Source organism: Streptococcus oralis (assembly GCF_003943825.1).
GTDB classification, from domain to species: domain Bacteria; phylum Bacillota; class Bacilli; order Lactobacillales; family Streptococcaceae; genus Streptococcus; species Streptococcus oralis_CD.
This window is the reverse complement of the sequence record NZ_RJNJ01000002.1, coordinates 18235-44744: the sequence shown is the minus strand read 5'-3', so window position 1 is coordinate 44744 and position 26510 is coordinate 18235. Positions and strand designations below refer to the sequence as shown.

The window sequence follows — 26510 nt, the reverse complement described above, 5'->3', positions numbered from 1 at the left end:
GAAAAAGATATTTCTTTTGAGAAAGGAAAAAGATGAGCAACATTTCAACTGATTTGCAAGATGTCGAAAAAATCATCGTGCTGGACTATGGTAGCCAATACAACCAGCTGATTTCACGCCGTATTCGTGAAATTGGTGTTTTTTCAGAGCTAAAAAGTCATAAAATCTCAGCCGCAGAGGTTCGTGCGATTAACCCTGTAGGAATCATCCTCTCTGGTGGACCAAACTCTGTATACGAAGATGGTTCATTTGATATTGACTCAGAAATTTTTGAACTTGGCATTCCAATTTTGGGAATCTGCTATGGTATGCAACTTTTAACTCATAAACTTGGAGGAAAAGTTGTCCCTGCAGGTGATGCTGGTAACCGCGAGTATGGCCAATCACCACTTACCCATACCACTTCTGCCCTCTTTGAAGGAACTCCTGAAGAACAGATTGTTTTGATGAGCCATGGCGATGCTGTAACAGAAATTCCTGCTGATTTTGTTCGTACTGGAACTTCTGCTGACTGTCCTTATGCAGCTATTGAAAACTCAGAAAAGCACATCTATGGTATCCAATTCCACCCAGAAGTTCGCCATTCTGTATACGGGAATGATATCCTTCGCAACTTTGCCCTTAACATCTGTCAGGCTAAAGGCGACTGGTCAATGGACAACTTTATCGATATGCAGATCAAGAAAATCCGTGAAACTGTTGGAGACAAACGTGTCCTTCTCGGTCTATCTGGTGGTGTTGACTCTTCTGTTGTTGGAGTTCTTCTTCAAAAAGCAATCGGTGATCAATTAATCTGTATCTTTGTAGACCACGGTCTTCTCCGTAAGGGAGAGGCTGACCAAGTTATGGACATGCTTGGTGGTAAGTTTGGTTTGAATATCGTCAAAGCAGATGCTGCAAAACGCTTCCTTGACAAACTTGCTGGTGTTTCTGATCCTGAGCAAAAGCGTAAAATCATCGGTAACGAGTTTGTTTATGTATTTGATGACGAAGCAAGCAAACTAAAAGATGTGAAATTCCTTGCTCAGGGAACGCTTTACACTGACGTGATTGAGTCTGGTACAGATACTGCTCAAACCATCAAATCACACCACAACGTTGGTGGTCTTCCAGAAGACATGCAGTTTGAATTGATTGAACCATTGAACACTCTTTATAAAGACGAAGTCCGTGCTCTCGGTACAGAGCTTGGTATGCCAGACCACATCGTATGGCGCCAACCATTCCCAGGACCAGGACTTGCTATCCGTGTCATGGGTGAAATCACTGAAGAAAAACTAGAAACTGTTCGTGAGTCAGACGCAATCCTTCGTGAAGAAATTGCCAAAGCTGGACTTGACCGTGATATCTGGCAATATTTCACTGTCAACACAGGCGTTCGTTCAGTAGGTGTTATGGGTGACGGTCGTACATATGACTACACCATTGCCATTCGCGCTATCACTTCTATCGATGGTATGACAGCTGACTTTGCCAAAATTCCTTGGGATGTCCTTCAAAAGATTTCTGTACGTATCGTAAACGAAGTAGACCACGTTAACCGTATCGTCTACGATATTACAAGTAAACCACCCGCAACCGTTGAGTGGGAATAGAATTTTCTATAAAATAATAAATAATACTGCTGGAGCATGGACTACAGTAGTATTATTTTTTATAATTTCAATATTAAGAAAATTTCTCGACTCTCAACACCCCTTTTTAAATCCCTGAAACCATGCTATAATATAGTAAGTATAGATCCAATAACCTAATGATAAAGATTTCTTACATCATCCGTAAGTGTTATTCTACTCTGATTCATACTATAATGAAAGTAACAAAAGATGGAGGTGTTTCACATGGAAACCATTTTACGAGTAGAATCATTAACAAAGCATTATGGGAAAGAGCCGAATAGCACCAAGGCCTTGAACGGCATATCTTTTCAAGTTGTAAAAGGTGAGTTCTTAGGAATTATGGGGAGTAGCGGTTCTGGGAAAACAACCCTTCTTAACTGTCTCGCCACAATCATCAAGCCAACTGACGGCTCTATTCAAATGCAAGAAAAAGATTTAGGCCAATTAAAAGGTAGTCAGTTATCTGATTATCGTGGCAAGGAAATTGGCTATCTCTTCCAGAATTTTGAGCTTTTGGACAATCTTACAGCCAAAGAAAATATTTTACTCCCCTTGTCTTTGCACAAGATCGATGCCGACGAAAGCAAGGTTCGGTTAGAATTACTTTCCCAATATCTGGATATTTCTGAACTTCTGGATAAGTTCCCTTCTCAATTATCAGGTGGTCAACGGCAAAGGGTAGCTGCTGCGCGCGCCTTAATTTTAGACCCTAAGATTGTATTTGCGGACGAGCCCACAGGAGCTTTGGATTCAAAAAATGCGACCATTTTGATGCAAAAATTATCCGAAATGAATCAAGTGGAAGAAACCACCATTCTCATGGTGACCCACGATTCCGTCGCAGCCAGCTTTTGCAACCGCATCTTGTTTATCCAAGACGGAAAACTATTCCATGAAATCCGTCGCGATTATCCAAGAGAAAGTCAAGAAGACTTCTACCACAGAATACTAAAGGTTATGGCAACCCTAGCTGGAGGTGATGGCAATGTTTTCTAAATTAGTCTCAAGAAATAGCAAGAGAGATCGAAAGAATAACAGCTTGTATTTTAGTTCTATGGTTCTTTCCATCATCTCCTTTTACATCATCCTTTCTTTGTCTCATCAAGATGTGATGATCTTTCTCAAACAAATAGAAAGTGACGCTGTAAATAAACTCTTTAGCATGATTCCCATTCTTTATGTAGCAACACTCTTTATCCTCTTTTTTCTAGTCTATTTCGCAAGCAGTATGCAGATGGAAAGAAGAAAACATGAATTTGGTGTTTATCTCACACTAGGCATGCGGAGAGGTAAACTGTTCTTACTGCTCCTACTCGAGGATTTGAGAAACAGCATCCTTGCTCTTGGAATAGGCCTTCCTATTGCCATCTTGATTTCAGAACTGATTAGCCTAATAACCGCTAAAATTGTTGGGTTGGGGATTATTGAACATCAATTTTCTCTATCTACTACAGCTCTAGTCTATACAGTCATCGGCTTCCTAGCTGTTAAATTAGTCGTCTTTGTTCTTTTAAGTGCAAAAACAGCCAATAAGGAAATCGGAGATCTTCTTGCCTATTCTCCTTCTGGTATGAAGAAACTACTTCCCAAAGGGGTATACCTTCTTACTTCCGTCCTCGGAATCTTGCTTCTCGGAACAGCCTATTACTTGGGGATGAGTAGACGAGCTTGGGAAAGTGTCATAACCATGGGCTTCACTGTTCTCTTGGGAACTTTTGGAACTATCCTACTCTTCTTTGGTATGCGTTTATTTATAGACTTTTTGGTTAAGCTTGGAAGCAATCGAAAACTCCACACCTATAATTTTAGACAGATTCAGGAATTAGTTATCCAGCACTCAACTATACTGGCCATCTGCTCCCTCTTAATCTTCTCTGCCTTGTGCCTCTTTGGAGCAGGTGTTGCCATTGCAAGCGGCAATTCAGGCAATCAAACCCACGTATTGGATTATACATTTAGAGATAGCAAGCAAGAATCAGATGAAAATCTTGATGTGAATACAGTTAAAAAAGAGCTTGAAGCAGAAGGACTAGCATCACAGTTCTCAAAGATTCTACAAATCAAAGTCGGGAAACCAAAAGAAAACGAGTCCGTGTCCTTCGAAGAGATCATCAATGAGTTGAAAAAGCAAAAAGGCAGCAAGAACAAGGAAATTTTGCTCCAAAGATTTAAACAGTCTACTACTTCCCACCTCATACCAGTTTCCGAATACAATGAACTTAGAAAAGCTGCCAATCTCCCTCCTTTAGAATTAACTAGTAAGGAAGCCTACTTGTATATGGGAAAAGATTTTCTCCCTGATGAGAACTTGGTTAACTCTGTCCTAAAGACAAATCCTCAAATCAACGTCATGGGAAATGATATAAAATTGATTGGCGAAGTACAGTCTTTACCGATTGTAACGGATCGTGAAATCACCCTCTCTGTTGCCCTCATAGTCACAGATGAAGTCTTTATGAACTATACAGACGGTCACTATTCGAACTATGTCAGCGGTATCTTGGCTCCTGAGCTAGTCAAGGAAAAAGGCCTGATGAGAGCTATCTCAGATACAAATGAAAAGCTGAATCAAACTTCTCTTGGCTATGAAAGTTATATACAAAATATGGGAAGACAATTATTTTACATTATCTCTGCTAGCTATATTACTATTTATCTGGCAATCATTTTCCTTGTCGTTGCAAATACAATCATCGGCGTCCAGTTTTTGATGGGACAAAGACAATCCTACAGACGATATCAAACCTTGATCCATCTTGGAGCTAACTACGAAACTCTTTGTAAATCGTCAGAAAAACAAATCAACTGGTATTTCGGTCTGCCAATAGCCCTTGCACTTCTCAGTAGTAGCTTCGGAGTGAGCTCCCTCCTCACAGGAATAGTACCGGCTAGTGCAAGAATGGCCATGGGGCAGAAATTTATGACAGCTATGCTGATAGTACTGCTGTTAGCTGGATTTGAAGTCATCTATATCAGAATTGTAAAGAAAAATAGCAACAAGTACTTGTTGTCCTTAATGGAACCCAAAAGAGAAGAATAAGGTAGAATAAGGTAGAATAGGGTAGAATAAAATAGGAAAAGGAGGAACCGATATGAAGCATATTCTGGTAATTGAAGATGAAGCCTTGATTCGAGATGAAATTGTCATCTTGTTAGAGAAAGCGGGTTATCAAGTTGATAAGTTGACTGACTTCAAAGATACAAGCCAGCAAGTGCTGCAATACGATACGGATCTAATCATACTGGATTTGAATTTGCCGGGAGAAACAGGTTTTCAAATTTGTAAAAATCTCAAGTCCAAACGCTCTGTGCCCATATTGATTCTCACCTCTCGTGAACAATTAAAAGATGAAATCTACGCCCTGAAATTAGGGGCAGACGAGTACTTAACAAAGCCTTTCAAGAAAGAAAGATTTTTGGCACGTATAGAAAATATCTTGAAACGCTATGAAGGCAGACAAAATCTACTTGAAAAAGATAATTTTCTGCTGGATAGACAGACCTATACCCTTTATATCAATGGACACTCGATTTTACTCCCCCAAAATCAAGGGAAATTGTTGGAAACCTTATTGGTTACTAATGCTCCTGTCGTCACAAAAGAAGAACTAAGTATGAAACTATGGAACACAACTGAGTTCATCGATGAAAATGCTCTTCAAGTAAATATTGCAAGGCTCAAAAAGGTGATGAAACAGGCTGGCATTGCGCTTCAAGTCAAGTCCGTCAGAGGTATTGGTTACAAGCTTGAAGAGGTAAGTCCAGATGAAACATAATCTAAAATATCTAGCTAGTTATCTGCCTTGGTTACTTGTTCTCTTAGCATTTGATCTATTTACAGCTGTCCTGCTTTGGCTTTCAGATGTGAGAATGTTTCAAGCCCTCATCCTTCTCTATATTTTAGCCACCGTCCTGCTTTTTTTCATCCTATCATTCTTACTTATAAAAACAGAAAGAAAAAAATCATCTGCCTATAAAGCCTTCATAGCCAATCCCAAGACGGATACTGAGCTTGAATTATTGCATTTATCAAGTGCCTCAGAAAAAGAAAGCATTGAAAAAATAGCAGATACACTTTATCAAAAGCAGGCTGAAATAGGAAAACTCAACTCATTACTAGCCGAGTATGAGGACTATGTTGAAAAATGGGCGCATGAGATTAAACTCCCTCTGTCGCTTCTTTCCCTCCTTTTGGACAATCAAAGCGACCAGTTGCCTGAGGATACAGCTTTTAAGTTGGACTATGTGAAAAAGCAAATCCAAGAAAATGTATCACAGATCCTATTCTACTACAGGGTGAAAAGTGAGAAAAATGATTTTCTATTTGAATACCTTGACCTAGAAGAGTGTATCCAAGATCTTTTGGAAAACTTTGATCCCTTGCTCAAAGAAAAGAAATTTACGATTAAGGTAGAAAACATACAAGGAATCTGCTACACCGATCAACGCAGTTTTGAATTTATCCTCTCTCAAATCCTAGCCAACTCCATTAAATATAGCTCCGACAAACCCGAACTCAATATTTATATATCAAAAGACAAGGGACGTACAAGTCTGATTATTAGGGATAATGGCTGCGGAGTTAAAACTTGTGACTTCCCTCATATCTTTGAGAAAGGTTTTACAGGTGATTCAGGAGAGACAAGGAAAAAATCAACAGGCATGGGCCTCTATCTGGTCAAACAATTAGCAGATGCTTTAAAAATCGAAATCACAGTAAAATCCGAATGGATGCAAGGCTTTGAAATCTCTCTTTCTATTTAGTCATTTTTCAATTAAGAAAATTGCCTAATCATAGAAAGCACATATTTTATACCAAAAAGGAAAGCACTTCTGCTTTCCTTTTTTATTTGCGTTTTTTCTTCGCTTTTTTCATTTTGTTAGCCATGCGTTTCATAGACTGTTTCATGGCAAATTCACCGATTTTACCTTTGAGTCCGCCACCAAACATCTGGCTCATATCTGGCATGCCTGCTCCTCCGAGACCTGACATATCCGGCATTCCACCTTGTCCCATCATGCCTTCAAGGGCAGACATATCCATTCCTCCCATATTTGGCATATTTTTAGGAAGGTTATTGGGATTGATTCCCATTTGCTTCATCATTTTGTTCATATCCCCAGACATGACACCTTGCATGAGCTGTTTGGCCTGGTTAAAGTCCTTGATAAATTTATTGACTTCGACAAAGGTATTTCCAGAACCAGCAGCGATACGGCGGCGACGACTTGGATTTAACAAATCAGGATTTTCACGCTCTTCGGGTGTCATGGAAGATACAATGGCACGTTTACGCGCAATCTGACGCTCGTCCACCTTCATGTTTTGAAGGGCAGGGTTGTTAGCCATACCTGGAATCATCTTGAGCAAGTCTTCCACTGGTCCCATATTTTGCACCTGATCCAATTGATCAATGAAATCATTGAAATCAAAGGTGTTTTCGCGCATCTTCTCAGCCATTTCAAGAGCTTTTTGCTCATCGTATTCTTGAGAGGCCTTCTCGATCAAGGTCAGCATATCCCCCATACCAAGGATACGACTTGACATACGATCTGGGTGGAAGGTTTCGATATCTGTTATCTTTTCACCCGTACCAGTGAACTTGATCGGTTTTCCAGTGATGTGACGAACAGACAAAGCTGCACCACCACGAGTATCCCCATCAATCTTGGTAAGAATAACACCAGTCACTTCTAACTGAGCATTAAACTCACGCGCAACATTGGCCGCTTCCTGACCAATCATGGCATCAATGACGAGCAGGATTTCATTTGGTTGGGCTAAGGCCTTAACGTCACGAAGCTCGTTCATCAAGAGCTCATCAATCTGCAATCGACCTGCCGTATCAATCAAGACATAGTCGTTGTGATTGGCTTGTGCTTGCTCCAAACCTTGACGAACTATCTCAACAGCTGGCACTTCTGTTCCAAGTGCAAAGACAGGAACATCGATCTGCTGTCCAAGTGTTTTCAACTGATCGATGGCTGCTGGACGATAAATATCTGCCGCAATCATCAAAGGACGAGCATTTTCTTCTTTTTTGAGTTTATTAGCCAATTTACCAGCAAATGTTGTTTTACCAGCCCCTTGCAAACCGACCATCATGATAATGGTTGGAATTTTTGGTGACTTGATAATTTCTGCCGTATCGGAACCTAAAACAGCTGTCAATTCCTCATCAACGATTTTGATAATCTGTTGGGCTGGATTGAGGGTATCAATGACCTCGTGTCCGACTGCACGTTCACGAACCTTCTTGATAAAGTCCTTTACAACAGGCAAGGCAACGTCGGCTTCCAGCAAGGCCAAACGAATCTCTTTGGTTGCTTCCTGGACATCAGCCTCAGAAATTTTTCCTTTTTTTCGTAGATTTTTAAAGACGTTCTGTAAACGTTCTGTTAAACTTTCAAATGCCATTTTTCTTCCTCTTATTCTCTATTATCAATACTTGTTAAAATTTCTATCTGCTCCTGCAGAAAGTCATCCTTGGGATAACGCTCCAAGATCTGGTCAAAAATCTGACTACGAACAATGTAGTCCGAATACATGTGCAGTTTCATCTCATAATCTTCTAGAATCTTTTCCGTACGCTTGATATTGTCATAGACAGCCTGACGACTGACACCGAACTCTTCAGCAATCTCAGCAAGACTGTAATCATCAGCATAATAGAGTTCAATATAGTTCATCTGCTTGTCTGTCAAAAGCGCCGCATAAAATTCAAAAAGGGCGTTCATACGATTGGTTTTTTCGATTTCCATAACTTTTATTATACCAAAAAAACGATTATACTGCTAGAGTAGAAGCACTTCAAATAGAATAAGAAAAAAAAGAACCTTGCAAGGCAAGATTCTTTTAGTGTCTGACTTAAATAATTGTTCTTCTGGGAACTTAATCGAATTAAGCTTCGATTTCTGTAACCATACCTGAACCAACAGTACGTCCACCCTCACGGATAGAGAATGTAGTACCTTGTTCTACGGCGATTGGGTGGATCAACTCAACGTCGATAGTCACGTTATCACCAGGCATTACCATTTCAGTACCTGCTGGAAGTTCGATTGAACCTGTAACGTCAGTAGTACGGAAGTAGAATTGTGGACGGTAGTTGTTGAAGAATGGAGTGTGACGTCCACCTTCTTCTTTAGTAAGGATGTAGACTTCACCTTTAAATTTAGTGTGTGGGTTGATTGAACCTGGTTTAGCGATAACTTGTCCACGTTCGATTTCGTCACGTTGAACACCACGAAGAAGGACACCTACGTTATCTCCGGCAAGACCTTCGTCAAGTTGTTTACGGAACATTTCAACACCAGTAACAACTGCTTTTTGAGTTTCTTCTTTGATACCAACGATTTCGATTTCGTCGTTGACACGAACAGTACCACGGTCGATACGTCCTGAAGCAACTGTACCACGTCCAGTGATTGAGAATACGTCTTCGACTGGAAGAAGCAATGGTTTTTCAGTGTCACGTTCTGGTTCTGGGATGTACTCATCAACAGTGTTCATCAATTCCATGATGATGTCTTCGTATTTAGAGTCACCTTCAAGAGCTTTAAGAGCTGAACCTTGGATAACTGGAAGATCGTCACCTGGGAAGTCGTATTCTGACAAGAGGTCACGGATTTCCATTTCAACCAATTCAAGCAATTCTTCGTCGTCTACCAAGTCAATTTTGTTCATGAAGACGATAAGGTGTTTAACACCAACCTGACGTGAAAGAAGGATGTGCTCACGAGTTTGTGGCATTGGTCCGTCAGTTGAAGCTACTACAAGGATAGCTCCGTCCATTTGAGCGGCACCAGTGATCATGTTTTTAACGTAGTCCGCGTGTCCTGGAGCATCGATGTGAGCGTAGTGACGTTTTTCAGTTTCGTACTCAACGTGCGCAGTGTTGATAGTGATACCGCGTTCGCGTTCTTCTGGAGCAGCATCGATAGACGCATAGTCTTTAGGTTGGTTAACTGCTGAAGGCAAGCGACGTGCCAATACAGTTGTGATAGCTGCAGTCAAAGTAGTTTTACCGTGGTCAACGTGTCCGATAGTACCAATGTTAACGTGTGGTTTACTACGATCGTATTTTTCTTTTGCCATTTGAGTAAAAGCCTCCAATAAAATATATTTTATAGATAGACAGTAGGCAATACAGTCTAACTTTCCTTACTATTTTATCAAATTTCTGCTAAATTGCAAGTGTTTTACACATATTTTGTGAATTAATCTAAATCTTATCAAATCCTGTTCTTCTGCTTCTTTATGGCAATATGAATTCAAACTTATCTTTGTTTGAGAGATAGTATTTTCATCAAAAAAATCAGGTTTCCCTGATTTTAATTTGATTCTGTTTTTTCCAGTCCCTTAGCTTCTTTATGGTTTTCATATAATTTCGCTAGGAACTTAGTAATTTCTTTAAAAATAGAGTAAGTAGGTACTGCTACGACCATCCCTACGACACCGTAGATATTACTTGACAGTAAAAGGAGAACTAAAATCGTAATCGGATGCACTTTCATAACCCCTCCAACGATACGTGGATAGAGAATATTTCCGTCAATCTGCTGGATAATAAGCATATAAGCAACCGCAATCAACATACGATGAGGATCTGTGAACACATTGGCAATCACCATTGGAATCAAGCCAATACTTGGACCAACATAAGGAATTAAATTTGCGATTCCAGAAAAAATAGCAAAAACTAGGGCGTACTTTAATCCGATAACGCTATAGCCAATATAGGCTAAACATCCAATAATAACCGCATCAATCGCAATTCCACTGATATAGCGTGCTATGGTTGTATTGAGATTGGTTAAAAGGCTAGAAAGATTCAATTTGTCATGTTTTAAGACGGTACGTTCCAACATTGGTAGCAACTTATGACCATCCAACAAGAAATAAATCAAGAATACAGGGGTCATAATGAGAATCAGAACTGTACTAAACAAGGCTGAAAGAACGCTTCCTAAACTGTTGCTGACGCTATTCAGGATATTCTGGAGGATATCCACATAGGAGAGATTCAGTTGTTGAATTGTTTGTTGAATATCAATATTTTGGAAGACTGGATTCATGGACAAATCGATGATCAAATCTTGTAGTCTACTATAGATATTTTGACTAGAAATAATCAAGCTGGTCAACTGATTAATCAAAATCGGCAAGAGATAAACGACCCCTACAACGATAGCACCAATCAAGGCACAAAGAGTGATCAAGACACCAATTAGACGATTGATCTTACATCTCTTTTCTAAGAAAGTCACGACTGGATTTGTAATGTAGTAAAAAAATCCACCAAGTAAAAATGGAATCATAATGGTATTCACAACCGTCACGAAGGGAGTAATGATGGCTCCCATTTCTCTCCAAAGATAGAAAATCAATGTTAACAATAAAATTTCAGCTGTCCAAAAAAATAATTTGTTTCTACGGAACATAGGTATCCTCCTTCTCTCTATTTTACCATATTTCTGAAAAAGATAAGATGGCTTTAGTAAAAAAGCGAGAATATTTTTTTTCTTTATGATAAAATAAAGCTAATATGAAAAAAATAATTTTATCTTTTATGACACTTTTAGTTTTTGGAACAGCTTCTACTGTTTCTGCTCAGGAGTTTGATGTTGCTGCTAAACATGCCATTGCTGTTGAGGCTACAACTGGAAAAATCCTCTATGAAAAAGATGCAAATCAGCCTGTAGAAATTGCTTCTATTACGAAACTAGTTACAGTTTATTTGGTCTATGAAGCTCTGGAACAAGGAACTATCAGCCTATCTACACCCGTTGATATTACAGACTATCCTTACAAACTTACAACTAATTCTGAAGCCAGTAACGTCCCTATGGAAGCTCGAAATTATACTGTTGAACAACTATTAGAGGCTACAATGGTATCCAGCGCGAACAGTGCTGCAATTGCGCTAGCAGAAAAGATTGCTGGTTCTGAGAAAGACTTTGTAGATAAGATGAGGGCTAAACTTCTTGAATGGGGAATTCAAGATGCAACTATTGTAAACACAACTGGTTTAAATAATGAGACCCTTGGCGATAATATCTATCCAGGTTCTAAAAAAGACGATGAAAACAAGTTGAGTGCCTACGATGTTGCAATCGTCGCTCGTAACCTCATCCGAGATTATCCTCAAGTTTTGGAAATCACCAAAAAGCCAACTTCTACCTTTGCAGGACTTGAAATCCACTCAACCAACTATATGTTGGAAGGAATGCCTGCCTATCGTGGTGGTATCGATGGACTAAAGACAGGTACTACTGACAAAGCTGGTGCTTCATTCGTTGGAACAACTGTTGAGAAAGGGATGCGTATTATTACGGTTGTTTTGAATGCAGATCAACAAGATACCAACCCTTATGCACGTTTTACTGCTACTTCTGCACTTTTAGATTATATTTCTGCAAACTTTGCCTTAAAAACCGTCGTTCAGAAAGGTGAAGCATACAATGATAGTAAAGTAACAGTTCTTGATGGTAAAGAAGATAATGTGACAGCTGTCGCTAAGTCAGACATTTCCATCGTCCAACGCATCGGAAGCGCTACTACACCAGCTCTCCAATTCACACCGAAATCAACATCAGAAATGGCTCCACTAGAAGAAGGAAAGGTTGTTGGTACTCTAACCTATGATGATCAGGATTTGATTGGCCAAGGTTATCTTACTTCCGACAAACCATCTTTTGAAATGGTTTCTGGAAAGAAAGTGGAAAAAGCCTTCTTTTTGAAGGTTTGGTGGAATCAATTTATCCGCTTTATCAATGAAAAACTATAAAAAAGAATCGCGATTTTCTTCGCGATTTTTTCTTTATTTCATTTCTTTAAAAGCCGCTTCTGCATCAGCATTGCTAATAGCACCAAATTGGATTTTTCCGATTTTACCTTGACTGTCAATCAAGTATTCCGTTGGAATACTACGAATTTGGTAGGCTTGGAAGGTAGTTGCTTGGGTATCATATAGAACTGGAATATCCTTGTAGCCTTGTTCTTGGTACCATTTTGGAAAGTCTTGAACTGTTTTTTCACCTTGTAAACCAGGTGCAATCACACTCAAGATTTCAAAGTCTCGATCTTGTTTGGCAGCTAATTCCATCAGCTCAGGCATGCTTTTTTTACATGGTCCACACCAAGAAGCCCAGAATTTTAAATAGACCTTTTTCCCTTTATAGTCTGATAATTTCACTTCTTTGCCATCCATAGACTGCAAGGTAAAGTCTGGCGCATCCTTACCGACTGCGATTTGTTGTACAGCGGGTTGTTTTGGACTGCTTGTCTGTTTGGTTTCTTTTTCACCACAGGCAATCAACAAGAATAGAGACATGAGGCTCAATCCAGCAAAAATAACTTTTTTCATCTTTTTCTCCTTTTATCCAAGAATTCCTGCTAAGGCATTTAACTGCCCTAGCATTAATAATAATCCCATCAAAATAATCAAAGCTCCCCCGATTTTCTTTAGTAGGATCATATGGGGTTTTAATTTACTAAAATAGGGCATAATCCAGCCCGAAGCCAAGGCCAAAACAATGAAAGGAAGGGCCATTCCCAATGTGTATACTAATGTTAACACGGCTCCTTGCCAAGCACCATTACCACCTGAAGCTGCAAGAGCCAAGACCGAACTTAAGACTGGTCCGATACAAGGGGTCCAACCAAAACTAAAGGTTATCCCAAGTAAAAAGGCTGACAGATAGTGATTAGACTTTGATTGTTTGAAGGTGACTGTCTTTTGAACCTCCAGTTTATTGAAATGCAAGATTTCCATCTGATGAAGTCCCAAAAGAATAATGACTATTCCCATAGCATAACGAAACCAGTCTGCATAGAGCATGTGCCCTAGGAATCCAGCTCCAAATCCTAAAATAAAGAAAATGAGGGAGATTCCTGCAATAAAGCACAAGGTCCGAATTAAACCAGACCATGCAACGTCTCTTCCAAAAAAGCGAAAGCTTTTCGAATTTCCCTGATCATCCAGTAAAATACCAGCATAGACAGGTAGCAAAGGAAAGATGCAGGGTGAAAAGAAGGACAGGATACCTGCTAAAAAAACGGATACTAGAAATATAATCGACTCCAACGAATTACCTACTTTCTCAAAATTCTAATCCTATTTTACTACAAAAGAATAAATTTGTAAGAAGTCTGCTACGCTTATTTATTTTGATAAAATTTGACACAAAAAAAGGAGCTAAGCTCCTTTTTTTAATACGTTCCTTCTTCACCTTGACTAGTCAAGATAACTGGACCGTCTTTGGTAATCACGAACTGGTGTTCATATTGGCAAGACAGGCCGCCATCTATAGTCTTATGAGCCCAGCCAGTCTTCATATCTGTATCGATTTCCCAGTCACCAGTATTGATCATGGGTTCAATGGTTAGTACCATTCCTTCACGGAGGCGGAGTCCACGGCCTGCAATACCGTAGTTAGGAACCATTGGCTCCTCGTGCATAGTTGGACCAACACCATGACCAACCAAATCGCGAACGACACCGTAACCGCGACTTTCAGCGTATTCTTGAATGGCTGCACCGATATCACCGATACGATTGCCAACAACTGCTTGCTCAATCCCTTTATACATAGCTTCCTTGGTCACGTCCATCAGGTTTTTCACTTCTTCAGACGGTGTACCAACCGCATAAGCCCAACATGAGTCAGCTAAACCACCAGTATAACTTTGGGTGTATTTTTTCATTTGCTCAACATTGTTGAAATTGAGTTTAGAGACATTGAGGTCGGATTTGGCAATCGGACCACCCAGTACCATGTCAACCTTGAGCAAATCACCATCTTTCAAGATGTAATGACGTGGAAAAGCGTGAGCTACTTCGTCATTGAGAGAGCAACAAGTGGCATAGGGGTAATCCATGACTGCACCATCTACTCCAATCTGTAAAGGAAGGAAATTCTCCTCTTTACAACGTCGACGAACGTACTCTTCAACTTCCCACATATCCACGCCTGGCTTAATCAAATCACGTAAGCCGATATGGATACTTGCTAGGAAATCACCAGCCTTGTCCATAGCTTCGATTTCACGTGCTGATTTTAAAGTTATCATTTTTTCTCCTAGATTCTAATTAATTTTAACCGTAACATTTGCTTTTGAAACAATCTGATGACCATGATAAATATCATAATCAATAATAGCTGAACGTCTCGTGTGGTGAATAATTCGAGCCTGAATCCGCAGAGTATCATCTATCTGTACAGCCTGCAAGAAATAAATCAACATCTGCTCAATGATGAGATTACGTCCGCTATTGACAACGAGGTCTTGGGTCATATGGTTGAGGATTTCAGCCAAGACTCCATTAGCAAGGACCCCATTTTTCTCCAGCATGAAGGGCTCAACAGTAATGACGACCTCATCATGATGATAAGAGAGTTTTTGCCCGATTTGCTCTGAGAAGGTCGGCAAAGCAGAAACTTGGGAACGACTCATCTTTTCCATGACATCTCGTCGTGTTACGACACCGAGCAAGGTTTGGTTACTTCTGACAACGGGAACCATCTCAAAGTCTTCTGCGATCATTCGTTGACTGACATTGGCAATATTGGTCGCTAAACCTGTTACGAAGATACTTCGCGTCATCACCTTGTCAATCGTCGTGCTGGGAGACTTGTCTCCTGCGTCACGCATAGTAACAACGCCAACAACCACTTGGTGCTGATTAATGACTGGGAAACGACTACTTCTGTTCTTACGGACCAAGTCTAGATAGTCTTTGACTGTATCCGTCTCTCTCAAAAAACCATACTCATGACTGGGACGATAGAGCTTTTCGACTGTCAGAATATCGGTTTTGATTTGAACATTTGAGAGGGCTTTGTTAATCATGGTCGCTACTGTAAAAGTGTCATGTTTACTCCTCAGAACTGGAATCCCTTTTTTATTAGCCAACTCAAGAACATCGTCTTGGACATGAAAACCACCTGTTACAAGGACTGCATTTTCATTTTCCAAGGCTAAAAGTTGAATGCGAGTACGGTCTCCGACGATCAAAAGACCGCCATCATGGAGATAGGACAGGATATTTTGCTCTGTCATAGCCCCAATGGAGAATTTACTAAACTCTCTCTCAAGCCCTTCTTGACCAGCTAAAACTTCAGAGGAGGTGACTTCAGCAATTTCAGCATAGGTTAGCCTCTCAATAGCCACTTTCTGGGACTTGACCCGTATGGTTCCACTGCGGGGGCGAGTCTCAACAATTCCCCGATTTTCAGCTTCTTTGATCGCTCGGTAGGCTGTTCCGTCACTAACACCTAGGTGATTGGAAATACTGCGAACGCTAACTCTCTTCCCAATTGGCAACTCTTCCAGATAGGACAAAATTTCCTGGTGTTTACTCATTGAATTCTCCTTTTATGTATCGAAATTCAAGATAGTCCCTCATTTTTCGTGTATAGCGATCGCTCCCCTTAAACTGTCGGACGAGGCTAAAGCCCGATTTTAAGGCTACTTTTTGACTAGCTTGATTTTCCAAATGAGTGATGATGGATAATTGTTTTAAACCAAATTCTTCAAATGAAAGCTGACATAGCTTGGTAACCACTTCTGTCATAAAACCTTGTGCCCAAGAATCCTTTTTTAAGAAGTAACCAATTTCTGCTTCTTTTTTGATTTCATCAATCTTTTCAAATTTAATGGAGCCAATCATTTCCTGATTTCCTTGGAGACAAATTGCCCAAACCCCTAGAGGGTTCTTCATAAAATAGTTAGCAAGTGCGTACTGACTTTCTTCCAAACTTGCTTGACTTGGAAAAATAAACTGTAAATTCTCAGGGTTTGAAGCAATCTCGAAAAACGCATAACTGTCACTAAAAAAGAAAGGACGCAAATACAAGCGCTCCGTTTCAAAAAAAGAAAACATTGCTAATTTGGTCCAAATATTCATAATCACCTCAACGGCTTAGTCTTCAACGAGTGTAATATCTGCTCCAAGACTACGCAATTTTTCAATAATATCTGAGTAGCCACGAAGGATAAACTCAATATTCGTAATTTCAGTCTGGCCTTGAGCCATCAAGCCAGCGATGACAAGTGCAGCACCAGCTCGCAAGTCTGTAGCTTTTACACTTGCCCCGTGTAAGTTACGACCACCGTTGTAGATAATGTGATCATTTGTAGTCGTAATATCCGCATCCATTTTTGCTAACTCAAAGACATGATTAACACGTTTCTCATAAATCGTATCAATAATAGTTCCACGACCTTGGGCAGTTAGTAAAAGTGGCGTGATAGGCTGTTGCAAATCGGTTGCGAACCCTGGATAGGGAGCTGTTTTGATATTAATGGCCTTCAAATCAGACTGTTCTTCAACGAAGATGCTGTCTTCTGAGACCGTCATACGAACGCCCATTTCCTCTAGTTTGGCGATAAAGCCTTCTAAGTGTTCATAGAGAACGTTGTTAATACGAATTCCTTTTCCTACCGCTGCAGCAAGTGAAATATAGGTTCCAGCTTCGATACGGTCTGGGATAACCTGATGACGCGTTCCATGAAGTTTCTCGACACCATCAATAATGATAATATCAGTCCCTGCACCACGAATATGAGCCCCCATGTTGTTCAAAAGGGTAGCAACATCGATAATTTCCGGTTCACGAGCCGCATTTTCAATGACAGTGCGTCCCTTAGCTTTAACCGCAGCAATCATAGTGTTAATCGTTGCACCAACGCTGACGGTATCCATGTAAATACTTGCTCCGTGAAGCCCCTTGCCTTGGGCAGATAAATTCATATTATCTCCTTCATAGCTGACCTTAGCACCCATGGCTTCAAAAGCTTTTAAGTGAAGGTCAATCGGACGAGGCCCTAGATCACATCCGCCAGGAAGTCCAACTGTAGCTTCACCAAAGCGACCTAAAAGACTTCCGTAGAAATAATAAGAAGCACGCAAGCTATTAATCTTGCCATAAGGCATCGGAATATTTTGAACACCTCTTGGATCAATCTCCAAGACATCGTCATAACGCTTAACAGATGCCCCCATGATTTCCATGATTTCGACAAGACTAGCAACGTCTGAAATATCTGGAACACAATCTAAAGTGACAATATCATCTGATAAGATAATAGCTGGAATAAGCGCTACAACACTATTTTTAGCACCACTAATGGTGATCTCACCTTGCAATGGACGTCCACCATTGATGACAATTTTTCTCATGTTTTACTCTTTCAAAATTTACTAAAAAGGTCTTTTCGTTCTATTATATCATAATTTTCAGTTTTTTCCCATTCCTATTTACTAAATACCATTCCATTTTTATAAAAAAAGACCTATCACTCAAGCTTTTCAGCTTGAAATGATAGGTTTTTGTGTTAGATTAACGTACTGTACGGATACGCATTGTGTTTGTACGAACAGCTTCTCCAAGTGGCACACCTGCAACGATAACGATATCGTCACCAGATTCTACCAAACCTTGCTCAACTGCAATTCTTTCAGCGAGATCAAACATATCATCAGTGTTTGATGGGCGATCAGTTGTTACTGGGATAACTCCCCAGTTAAGCATCAAACCACGCTGAGTCAATTCATCGAAAGTGATTGCCAAGATATCAGCATCTGGACGGTATTTAGAAATCAAACGAGCAGTGTGACCTGTCTTAGTAAGAGTAACCACCAACTTGATATTCATAGAGTTTGTCGCATCCTTAACAGCTGAAGCCATAACCTCAGTCTTAGAATTACGTGACAAGTTAACAGACGACAAGCGACCGTATTCTTTTAAAAGAGTTTGAGCATTTTTGTCAATAGTTGCCATCGTAGTAACTGACTCAAGTGGGTATTTACCATTTGCAGACTCACCTGAAAGCATTGTAGCGTCAGTTCCATCGATAACAGCGTTAAATACGTCTGATACTTCTGAACGAGTTGCACGTGGTTTTTCAGTCATAGTTTCAAGCATGTTTGTTGCTGTGATAGCGACTTTACCAGCTGCATTTACTTTTGTGATAATCATTTTTTGGTAAACTGGAACCATTTCGAATGGTACTTCAATACCCATGTCACCACGGGCGATCATGATACCATCAGCTACTTCAAGGATTTCATCCAAGTTATCAATACCTTGTTGATTTTCGATTTTCGCGAACAATTGAACGTGCCCGTTTCCAGTTTCTTCACAGATTGCACGAACTTCTTCAACGTCTTTTGCAGTACGTACAAATGAAATCGCGATGAAGTTGATACCTTGTTCCAAACCGAAACGGATATCATCGTTATCGCGTTCAGCAAGTGCTGGGAAAGGAATTTTAGTGTTTGGGATGTTTACACCTTTTTGCTTAGCAATGATACCGTCATTTTCAACGACTACCTCAAATTCACGAGTTGCATCGTCTTTTGCGAAAACACGAAGACCAAGTTTACCATCGTCAACCAAAACTTGGTGACCAACTTCAACATCATCGTAGATGTCAAGGGCACCAGCAACGTTCAAAGCAATCACATCACGAGTTGATTTGATTCCTTGTTTAGTTGCAACACGGATTTTTTCACCAGTTTTGTATGAGTACTCTTTTGCATCACCTTCAAACAATTCTGTACGGATTTCTGGTCCTTTTGTATCAAGAAGGAAACCAACTTTCTTACCAGCAAGTTTTTCAGCAAGTTTAACAGTTGCCATACGCTCACCTTGTTCTTGGTGGTCACCGTGTGAGAAGTTGAAACGGAAAGTGTTCGCTCCTGCTTCAATCAATTTAGCAATATTTTGAGCTGAAGCTTCAACGTCAAGTTTTTCACCCCAGTATCCGTCTTCACCGAATTTTTTACCACCACGGATTTCAACCGCAGGACCTAAAGTTGCAACGATTTTTACACGTTTGTTCATGATTTTTGTGACTCCTTTATATAATTCGACCTTTTAAGGTCATGTTACCAAATTAATGAAAGTTGATTAGGACAAGCTCTTGTTCAAAGAAGAAAGTTCAAGATCAGCTTTATGAGGGTTGTTAACAACGATCTTACCATCAGCTGTTAGACTAAACAAGGCTCCCTCTTCTGCTGTACCAAGAATTGGATTCTCAACCATTTTTTCGTTACGGATACCAACAGCGACACCACCAATTCCCTCTTTAAGGAGTTTAACAGCGTGTGCACCCATGCGTGATGCCAATACACGGTCGCGAGCGGTTGGTGAACCACCACGTTGGATGTGTCCAAGTTCAGTTACACGAAGGTCGCTTGTATCTCCAGCTTCTTTTAGTTTTTGACCAAATTCAGCTGCCGACATAACACCTTCTGCCAAAACGATAATGTTGTGTTTTTTACCGTGTTCATAACCAGCTTTGATGCTTGCTACGATATCTTCCATCTTGAAGCCTTCTTCAGGGATGATGATTTCGTCAGCACCAGTTGCGATACCTGCCCAAAGAGCGATATCACCAGCGTTACGTCCCATTACTTCAACAACGAAAGTACGACGGTGACTTGATGATGTATCACGAATCTTATCGATTGCATCCATTGCAGTAGTAACTGCAGTATCAAATCCGATTGTGAAGTCAGTACCTACGATATCGTTATCGATTGTACCTGGAAGCCCAATAGCAGGGAATCCATGCTCAGTCAAGCGCATAGCTCCGTGATAAGAACCATCACCACCGATAACAACGACACCTTCGATACCGTGTTTTTTCAATTGCTCAATCCCTTTAAGTTGGCCTTCAAGTTGTGCAAACTCAGGGTAACGAGCAGAGTGAAGGAAAGTACCACCACGTGAAATGATGTCTCCTACTGAAGCAGCATCAAGTGGATAAATTTCACCGGCAACCATACCTGCGTATCCATCATAGATACCAAAAACTTCCATTCCTTCTGAGATTGCTTGGCGAACTACCGCACGGATGGCAGCATTCATACCAGGGGCGTCTCCACCACTGGTTAAAACAGCAATACGTTTCATTTGGTTATGCTCCTTTTTCTTTTAACATTCTTACTGATTATACCACATTTAATTAGAAAATTCTTCTATTTTCCGTATTTTTAGCGATAAATCGTTTTCATAGCAATTCCCTCTAATTTTTCCTGTAGAGCAGAGTCTTTTCTTACAAAATGTTGTGTAGAAACAACCGTTTTTTGTTCCTCTTCATACCTGATAATGACAGGAATTGGGCCTTTGTATTGTTCTAGGATATTTGAAATCTCTTTATCGTATTCATGATTTTTAACTTGAATCCAGAATCGTTCCGCTACTGCTTCTTTCAAATCTTGTGCAATCATTTGCAGACGACCATCTCGGGATTGAACTTTACCATTGATATAGTAGAATTTTCCCTCAGATAAGATGGAAGCGAATTTTCGATACTGATCTGAAAATACAGTCACATCCAGTTTAGACTTACTGTCGTGAACCTGTAGAAAGGCCATACTCTCGCCTTTCTTGGTTCGAATCACTTTTATTTTTTGTACTTCAACTAGAAGAGTTGTCTGAGATCCCTCAATAAGATTAGCAATTGAGGTTGTCTGATATAGGGCCTGTTTGGCAAGTGTTTGTAAAGGATGAGCACTGATACCAACCCCGATTAGTTCCTGCTCCTTGTAAAATTTCTCTGCCTCCGTAAAATCATCAGCCTCAGTCCAACTATAGTTTGTATCCGCAAAGAGTCCACCTAACTCCTCAACAAAAACAAATAAGTTTGGTAGGTTGACTAAGATTTTCTGGCGATTCTTGTCAAATTCATCAAAGAGCCCCAGTTCAACCAAAGGAGACAAAAGCGATAGTTTCTTGTAATTCTTAGGCAGACGTGAGACGAAATCTTCAATGCTTGAGAAGGGACGATTTTCAATAATCCAGTAAGACAAATCTCTTGGCATGCCCTTAATGGCTTTTAGGCCAAGATAGATTTTCTTCCGAGCAATTTTATCATGATAGGGAATGCTGTTGATTGCTAAAGGGGCAACTTCAAATCCCATCTGCAATGCATCTATAATGTAATCACTACTAGAATAATTCAACATAACTTGAAAGAAAATAGCAGAATAATGCGTCTTGAAATAAGCAAGTTGGAAAGCCAGTGCTGAGTAGGCATAAGCGTGGGATCTGTTAAATCCATAGCCTGCAAACTTTTCCATCACTGCAAAAACTTGGTTTGCTTTCTCTTCTGTATGCCCAAGTTCTATAGCTCCTGTGATAAAATCTTCCTTCATTAAATGCATCTCTTTAGCATTTTTCTTACCCATTGCTCGTCTGAGAATGTCGGCTTTACCAAGACTGAATCCTCCAAAGCGCTGAGCTACCTGCATGACTTGCTCTTGGTAGAGCATGATACCATAGGTTGATGACAGGATGTCCTCCAAGGCAGGATCCAACACCGTCACCTTTTCTTTCCCATGCTTTCGAGCCACAAAATTATCGATATAATCACTAGCACCTGGTCTGTTTAGAGAGGTCGTTGCTACCACTTCTTCGAAGACTTGCGGCTGAACTCGTTTCAAGAGTCGGATGGCGCCAGGTTGTTCAAATTGGAAAATCCCCTTGGTATTTCCAGAAGCAAAAAGGGCCAGAGTTTCTTTGTCTTCCAAATCAATCTCTTCAATTTTCAGATGAATACCTTCTGACTCAGCCAATAATTCCTGCATTTTTTGGACAAAAGTTAGGTTACGCAGACCTAGGAAATCCATTTTTAAAAGACCATTAGCTTCAACACCATGAGCATCATACTGGGTGATGAGCATATCCTCACCGTATTTGAGTGGGATATAGTCCGTCAGGTCTTGGTCACTCATAACGACCCCAGCTGCATGGATAGAAGTCTGTCGAGGATACCCTTCAATCTTTCGAGCAATCTCAAAAGCTTTTTGATATTCCATTTTGCTATTGATGACCTGCCTAAACTGTAAATTCTTTTCATAGGCTGTCGTTAGCGTATCTCGAAAACTGATTTTTTTCGTAATATTGGTTAATTCGTACTCAGGGACACCATAACGTTTGAAAACATCACGAATTGCCTGTTTTGCTCCAAAAGTCGAATAGGTAACAATCTGTGCCACATGTTGACTACCATACCGATCACGAACATAGCGAATGAACTCCGGCCTATAAAGATCAGGGATGTCGATATCAATATCAGGCATGGTGTATCGCTCACGATTTAAAAAGCGTTCGAAAATCAAGTTCTTTTCAACCGGATCAATTCCTGTAATATCCAGTGAGTAAGCCACCAGACTACCAACCGCAGAACCACGCCCCATTCCCATATAATATCCTTGGGAACGTCCAAAACGGAGCAAATCCCAAACTACAAGGAAATAATCGTCAAAGCCCATATCATGAATCACAGCCAATTCCTCATTTAGTCGCTCATGATAAATAGCTGAGGTTAACTCCTTGTCACTCAAGCCTTGCTCAGCTCTCTCTCTAAGTTCTTCGACCGCTGGTCTTTCAGGATTAAAGCGGGGAAGTTTTAAACTTGGGTCGATTTGATAGCTTACATTCTCTATCAGACCTTGGAGATTGGCAAGCGCCTGAGGGAAGCGATTTTTAAACCGTGCTTCCAAGTCTGAGGCAGGTAAAAAAATCCCTTGTTGTGAATGTACATCCACTTCTCTCAGACTGACATTGTCCTTGACTGCTGACAAGATTTGTAAAACTTGAATATCTTCTTTTTCAAAAGAATTGACTTGATAGAGTGGAAGAATGGGCCTAGTAAAGACTTCTTGAGGAGTATCTGGACTGACACCGATAAAATAATCATGCTCCAAATCCAGCTGTTCGACCCCATTAAAATAGGGAACAATAATAGCAACATCTTCGAGGTGGGAGGTGAAGTCAGACCAATTTTTCCGTCCAGTCATTTTTAAAGTGGATAACTTCATCAACTCTTGATAACCTTTAGTGGATAGGGCTAGAAAACGTAGAGAGAGATTCTCCTCATCTTTGACCAAGGTCATTTCTAAACCAATTAAAGGTTGAATGCCATGCTTACGAGTTGCTTCTAGAAAATGATAGGCTCCATAGAGATTATCCACATCCATGATAGCAAGGTGAGAATAGCCGTATTCTTTAGCCATTTGTACATATTTTTCAATCGAAACCACACTTTCCATAAAACTATAAACAGTCTTGGTGTCGAGCTGTGCAATCATTTCTTCTCCTCCTTGCTTTCGTTTTACTACTATTATACCATTTTAAGTTGGATATTGAAGCAACTCTGCACTTTCTTTTCAATATCATCAGTTCCAAACTTCTTCTCTTCTTACTGTTAAATTCTTCATTTTTCAAAGGAAGAAAATATAAAATTAATATTATATAATATTTTTTAATGTAAATTTAGATATATTTATACCAAACGAAGAATAATAAAGATAGGAGTTATATGCAGTTTTACATATAAAAATCTCTAGAAAAAGGCTTACTTCTATGGTATTTATTCAGCATTTTATAATAACTTACCAAATAGATATGCTGGTTTAAGAAATTTATTTCATTTAAGTTTATTTATTCCATTTTTCCCTCTTTTTTGATATAATAAATCCAGTCTGTTTTCAAAGGAGAGAAACATGCGATTTAATCAATTCAGCTATCAACCAACCACTAGTTCTCAACGATTTGAAGAATTAGAAGGTCTTGGTCTAAAGCTGTCACCCCAACTGTCCTTAAAAAGACAGTTTGAAGACTTCATTCGTTGGAGTTTTTTCACTTATTCTAACACGGATTATGCCTTATCGACTTTGGCTGCGGATAAAGAAACAGATTTAGTAACTTTTTTCCAGTCAGACCGTGAGTTAACTGCGGAGATTTTCTACACAGTAGTTTTTCAACTTTTAGGATTTAGCTATCTTGTTGACTTTGAGGATGCCGAACAGTTTCGTAAAGAAACTGGTTTTCCTATTGTTTATGGAGATCTCATTGAAAATCTTTATCAGTTACTCAATACGAGAACGAAAAAAGGAAATACGCTCATCGATCAACTTGTTAGTGATGGACTCATTTCAGAAGACAATCACTACCACTACTTTAACGGTAAGAGCTTGGCAACCTTCTCTACTCATGATGTCATTCGTGAAGTCGTGTATGTCGAGAGTCGTGTGGATACTGATAACGACGGTCTCCCTGACTTAGTCAAGGTCAGTATTATTCGCCCGCGTTATGATGGACAGATTCCTTCAGTCATGACTGCCAGCCCTTATCACCAAGGGACCAACGACAAAGCCAGTGACAAGGCTCTCTACAAAATGGAAGGGGAGCTTGAGGTCAAACCGCCCCACACCATTGAACTTGAGGAGCCCAAGCTGAATTTAGTCGAACCTCATGGTCAAGCAGAAGTCGTCTCAGAAGCTGAAGAAAAGCTATCTCATATCAATAGCTCATATTCACTCAATGACTACTTCCTCCCACGTGGATTTGCCAATCTCTATGTATCGGGTGTTGGTACCAGGGATTCCCAAGGGCTCATGACCAATGGGGACTATCAGCAGATTGAAGCTTATAAAAATGTCATTGATTGGCTTAATGGTCGTTGTCGTGCTTTCACGGACCACACGCGCAAGCGCCAAATCAAGGCTGACTGGTCGAACGGCAAAGTCGCAACAACAGGTATTTCCTATCTAGGTACCATGTCCAATGGTCTCGCCACCACTGGTGTTGATGGCTTGGAAGTGATTATTGCGGAAGCAGGTATTTCCTCTTGGTACAACTACTATCGGGAAAATGGTCTAGTGACCAGCCCAGGGGGCTATCCAGGTGAGGATTTTGACTCACTTGCTGAATTGACCTACTCTCGCAACCTCCAAGCCGGTGACTATATTCGTGGCAATGAAGCTCATCAAACAGACTTAGAAAATGTTAAAGAGAAACTCGATCGCAAGACTGGTGACTACAATCAGTTTTGGCATGACCGCAACTATCTGCTCAATGCTCACAAGGTTCAAGCTGAGGTCGTCTTTACGCATGGTTCCCAGGATTGGAACGTCAAACCTCTTCATGTTTACCAAATGTTTCATGCCCTTCCTAACCATATCAATAAGCACCTCTTTTTCCATCACGGTGCCCATGTTTATATGAATAACTGGCAGTCGATCGACTTCCGTGAGTCCATGAATGCCTTGTTAAGTAAGAAATTGTTAGGAATTGACTCAGGCTATCAACTTCCGACTGTCATCTGGCAGGACAATATCGCACCGCAAAGATGGAAAGGTCTTGATAACTTTGGCAAACAGGATGAACTGCATACCTTCTCTCTTGGTAATGAGGAAAAAGTGATTCAAAACCAGTATGATCAAAAAGATTTTGATCGTTATGGTAAGACTTTCCAGTCCTTCAACACCGAACTTTACCAAGGAAAAGCCAATCAGATTACCATTGACCTTCCAGTAAGTCAAGACATTCACTTAAATGGGCGAGTGGAGCTGAAACTTCGTGTCAAATCGAGTACGAACAAGGGCTTATTATCAGCCCAACTGTTAGAACTTGGACAAAAGAAATATCTGCAGCCTTATCCAGCTGTTTTAAGTGCTAGAACCATTGATAATGGTCGTTACCACATGTTAGAAAACCTCTGTGAACTGCCATTCAACCCAAGTGCCCAACGTGTCATCACCAAAGGCTACCTTAATCTTCAAAATCGAACCAATCTCTTGACGATTGAAGAAATCCAACCAAATGAATGGATGGACTTCAAGCTAGAGCTTCAACCAACTATCTACAAACTTAAAGAAGGAGATACTCTCCGTTTGGTTCTCTACACAACAGACTTTGAGATTACAATTCGAGATAATACAGACTATCAATTGACTGTTGATTTAGCACAATCTAGTCTTATCCTACCTTGTCAAAAGGTATAATGTACCAGACTTTCAATATGGAAGTATTCAAAGGAAAAGTCAATGAAATAGACCATTGAACTTCCTATAACCAAAGTTTTCCACT

Annotated in this window: 20 protein-coding genes; 7 read left to right on the top strand and 13 right to left on the bottom strand. The window is 40.2% G+C overall.

Translation table 11 applies throughout. The features are described 5' to 3' along the window. Window positions 1-32: 32 nt before the first annotated feature. The 5 genes from guaA (at window position 33) to D8863_RS01870 (ending at window position 6383) form a co-directional block, all read left to right on the top strand. Window positions 33-1595 (top strand): glutamine-hydrolyzing GMP synthase, encoded by a 1563-nt coding sequence (gene guaA / locus D8863_RS01890; RefSeq protein ID WP_125440922.1) that lies wholly within the window; start codon window positions 33-35, stop codon window positions 1593-1595. A 246-nt stretch (window positions 1596-1841) separates the two neighbouring features. Beyond that, the gene (locus tag D8863_RS01885) at window positions 1842-2615 is read left to right on the top strand and encodes an ABC transporter ATP-binding protein (RefSeq protein ID WP_049518587.1); all 774 of its coding nucleotides are present in this window, start codon (window positions 1842-1844) and stop codon (window positions 2613-2615) included. Continuing rightward, entirely contained in the window at window positions 2605-4659 is a 2055-nt protein-coding gene (locus tag D8863_RS01880) for an FtsX-like permease family protein (RefSeq protein ID WP_125440921.1), read from the top strand. The genes D8863_RS01885 and D8863_RS01880 overlap by 11 nt, the downstream gene beginning before the upstream one ends. Window positions 4660-4711: 52 nt before the next feature. Continuing rightward, a complete protein-coding gene (locus D8863_RS01875; RefSeq protein WP_125440920.1) occupies window positions 4712-5395 on the top strand; it encodes a response regulator transcription factor in 684 nt (227 codons plus the stop codon). Continuing rightward, entirely contained in the window at window positions 5385-6383 is a 999-nt protein-coding gene (locus D8863_RS01870) for an ATP-binding protein (protein ID WP_125440919.1), read from the top strand. Before D8863_RS01875 ends, D8863_RS01870 begins: the two co-directional genes overlap by 11 nt. Window positions 6384-6465: 82 nt before the next feature. On the opposite strand, the gene ffh is transcribed toward D8863_RS01870, so the two are convergent. The 4 genes from ffh to D8863_RS01850 all read right to left on the bottom strand — a co-directional run bounded on the left by ffh (window position 6466) and on the right by D8863_RS01850 (window position 11063). Next, on the bottom strand, window positions 6466-8037 hold the full coding sequence (gene ffh, locus D8863_RS01865; RefSeq protein ID WP_125440918.1) for a signal recognition particle protein: 1572 nt from the start codon (window positions 8035-8037) through the stop codon (window positions 6466-6468). 11 nt (window positions 8038-8048) lie between these two features. Next, complete coding sequence (locus tag D8863_RS01860; RefSeq protein WP_000402066.1) at window positions 8049-8381, bottom strand: putative DNA-binding protein; 333 nt, start codon at window positions 8379-8381, stop codon at window positions 8049-8051. Window positions 8382-8520: 139 nt separating this feature from the next. Beyond that, complete coding sequence (tuf, locus tag D8863_RS01855) at window positions 8521-9717, bottom strand: elongation factor Tu (RefSeq protein WP_001040720.1); 1197 nt, start codon at window positions 9715-9717, stop codon at window positions 8521-8523. 236 nt (window positions 9718-9953) lie between these two features. Continuing rightward, a complete protein-coding gene (locus D8863_RS01850) occupies window positions 9954-11063 on the bottom strand; it encodes an AI-2E family transporter (protein ID WP_125440917.1) in 1110 nt (369 codons plus the stop codon). 104 nt (window positions 11064-11167) lie between these two features. On the opposite strand from D8863_RS01850, the gene pbp3 reads away from it, so the two are divergent. Then, window positions 11168-12409: a D-alanyl-D-alanine carboxypeptidase PBP3 gene (pbp3, locus tag D8863_RS01845; RefSeq protein WP_125440916.1), complete on the top strand. Its 1242-nt coding sequence runs from the start codon at window positions 11168-11170 to the stop codon at window positions 12407-12409. A gap of 33 nt (window positions 12410-12442) precedes the next feature. Here the strand turns inward: pbp3 and sdbB are convergent, their stop codons facing one another. The 9 genes from sdbB to D8863_RS01800 all read right to left on the bottom strand — a co-directional run bounded on the left by sdbB (window position 12443) and on the right by D8863_RS01800 (window position 23728). Next, window positions 12443-12988, bottom strand: coding sequence for a thiol-disulfide oxidoreductase-associated lipoprotein SdbB (gene sdbB, locus D8863_RS01840; RefSeq protein ID WP_000755591.1), 546 nt, complete (start codon window positions 12986-12988; stop codon window positions 12443-12445). 12 nt (window positions 12989-13000) lie between these two features. Further along, window positions 13001-13708: a thiol-disulfide oxidoreductase-associated membrane protein CcdA2 gene (gene ccdA2, locus D8863_RS01835; protein ID WP_125440915.1), complete on the bottom strand. Its 708-nt coding sequence runs from the start codon at window positions 13706-13708 to the stop codon at window positions 13001-13003. Between the two features lie 125 nt (window positions 13709-13833). Continuing rightward, window positions 13834-14694: a methionyl aminopeptidase gene (locus D8863_RS01830; RefSeq protein WP_000631558.1), complete on the bottom strand. Its 861-nt coding sequence runs from the start codon at window positions 14692-14694 to the stop codon at window positions 13834-13836. A 15-nt stretch (window positions 14695-14709) separates the two neighbouring features. Beyond that, on the bottom strand, window positions 14710-15987 hold the full coding sequence (gene spxR, locus D8863_RS01825) for a CBS-HotDog domain-containing transcription factor SpxR (protein ID WP_000033809.1): 1278 nt from the start codon (window positions 15985-15987) through the stop codon (window positions 14710-14712). Continuing rightward, window positions 15980-16531, bottom strand: coding sequence for a GNAT family N-acetyltransferase (locus D8863_RS01820; protein ID WP_001028755.1), 552 nt, complete (start codon window positions 16529-16531; stop codon window positions 15980-15982). The genes spxR and D8863_RS01820 overlap by 8 nt, the downstream gene beginning before the upstream one ends. Before the next feature lie 15 nt (window positions 16532-16546). Next, complete coding sequence (murA, locus tag D8863_RS01815; RefSeq protein ID WP_125440914.1) at window positions 16547-17806, bottom strand: UDP-N-acetylglucosamine 1-carboxyvinyltransferase; 1260 nt, start codon at window positions 17804-17806, stop codon at window positions 16547-16549. Window positions 17807-17966: 160 nt separating this feature from the next. Beyond that, complete coding sequence (pyk, locus tag D8863_RS01810) at window positions 17967-19472, bottom strand: pyruvate kinase (RefSeq protein WP_001042824.1); 1506 nt, start codon at window positions 19470-19472, stop codon at window positions 17967-17969. 66 nt (window positions 19473-19538) lie between these two features. After that, window positions 19539-20546 (bottom strand): 6-phosphofructokinase, encoded by a 1008-nt coding sequence (pfkA, locus tag D8863_RS01805; protein ID WP_042768668.1) that lies wholly within the window; start codon window positions 20544-20546, stop codon window positions 19539-19541. 80 nt (window positions 20547-20626) lie between these two features. Beyond that, on the bottom strand, window positions 20627-23728 hold the full coding sequence (locus D8863_RS01800) for a DNA polymerase III subunit alpha (protein ID WP_125440913.1): 3102 nt from the start codon (window positions 23726-23728) through the stop codon (window positions 20627-20629). A 414-nt stretch (window positions 23729-24142) separates the two neighbouring features. Between D8863_RS01800 and D8863_RS01795 the strand changes: the two genes are divergently transcribed. Beyond that, window positions 24143-26425, top strand: a complete 2283-nt coding sequence (locus D8863_RS01795; protein ID WP_125440912.1) for a Xaa-Pro dipeptidyl-peptidase — start codon at window positions 24143-24145, stop codon at window positions 26423-26425. Window positions 26426-26510: the final 85 nt, after the last annotated feature.

What these genes read in the sequence shown, in the direction of transcription:
- pbp3 (WP_125440916.1), top strand. Translation starts at nt 11,168, where the DNA reads ATGAAAAAAATAATTTTATCTTTTATGACACTTTTAGTTTTTGGAACA.
- tuf (WP_001040720.1), bottom strand. Translation starts at nt 9,717, where the DNA reads ATGGCAAAAGAAAAATACGATCGTAGTAAACCACACGTTAACATTGGT.
- pyk (WP_001042824.1), bottom strand. Translation starts at nt 19,472, where the DNA reads ATGAACAAACGTGTAAAAATCGTTGCAACTTTAGGTCCTGCGGTTGAA.
- D8863_RS01820 (WP_001028755.1), bottom strand. Translation starts at nt 16,531, where the DNA reads ATGAATATTTGGACCAAATTAGCAATGTTTTCTTTTTTTGAAACGGAG.
- D8863_RS01870 (WP_125440919.1), top strand. Translation starts at nt 5,385, where the DNA reads ATGAAACATAATCTAAAATATCTAGCTAGTTATCTGCCTTGGTTACTT.
- D8863_RS01875 (WP_125440920.1), top strand. Translation starts at nt 4,712, where the DNA reads ATGAAGCATATTCTGGTAATTGAAGATGAAGCCTTGATTCGAGATGAA.
- D8863_RS01800 (WP_125440913.1), bottom strand. Translation starts at nt 23,728, where the DNA reads ATGATTGCACAGCTCGACACCAAGACTGTTTATAGTTTTATGGAAAGT.
- D8863_RS01850 (WP_125440917.1), bottom strand. Translation starts at nt 11,063, where the DNA reads ATGTTCCGTAGAAACAAATTATTTTTTTGGACAGCTGAAATTTTATTG.
- D8863_RS01885 (WP_049518587.1), top strand. Translation starts at nt 1,842, where the DNA reads ATGGAAACCATTTTACGAGTAGAATCATTAACAAAGCATTATGGGAAA.
- D8863_RS01880 (WP_125440921.1), top strand. Translation starts at nt 2,605, where the DNA reads ATGTTTTCTAAATTAGTCTCAAGAAATAGCAAGAGAGATCGAAAGAAT.
- D8863_RS01795 (WP_125440912.1), top strand. Translation starts at nt 24,143, where the DNA reads ATGCGATTTAATCAATTCAGCTATCAACCAACCACTAGTTCTCAACGA.
- murA (WP_125440914.1), bottom strand. Translation starts at nt 17,806, where the DNA reads ATGAGAAAAATTGTCATCAATGGTGGACGTCCATTGCAAGGTGAGATC.
- D8863_RS01830 (WP_000631558.1), bottom strand. Translation starts at nt 14,694, where the DNA reads ATGATAACTTTAAAATCAGCACGTGAAATCGAAGCTATGGACAAGGCT.
- sdbB (WP_000755591.1), bottom strand. Translation starts at nt 12,988, where the DNA reads ATGAAAAAAGTTATTTTTGCTGGATTGAGCCTCATGTCTCTATTCTTG.
- pfkA (WP_042768668.1), bottom strand. Translation starts at nt 20,546, where the DNA reads ATGAAACGTATTGCTGTTTTAACCAGTGGTGGAGACGCCCCTGGTATG.
- ffh (WP_125440918.1), bottom strand. Translation starts at nt 8,037, where the DNA reads ATGGCATTTGAAAGTTTAACAGAACGTTTACAGAACGTCTTTAAAAAT.
- spxR (WP_000033809.1), bottom strand. Translation starts at nt 15,987, where the DNA reads ATGAGTAAACACCAGGAAATTTTGTCCTATCTGGAAGAGTTGCCAATT.
- D8863_RS01860 (WP_000402066.1), bottom strand. Translation starts at nt 8,381, where the DNA reads ATGGAAATCGAAAAAACCAATCGTATGAACGCCCTTTTTGAATTTTAT.
- guaA (WP_125440922.1), top strand. Translation starts at nt 33, where the DNA reads ATGAGCAACATTTCAACTGATTTGCAAGATGTCGAAAAAATCATCGTG.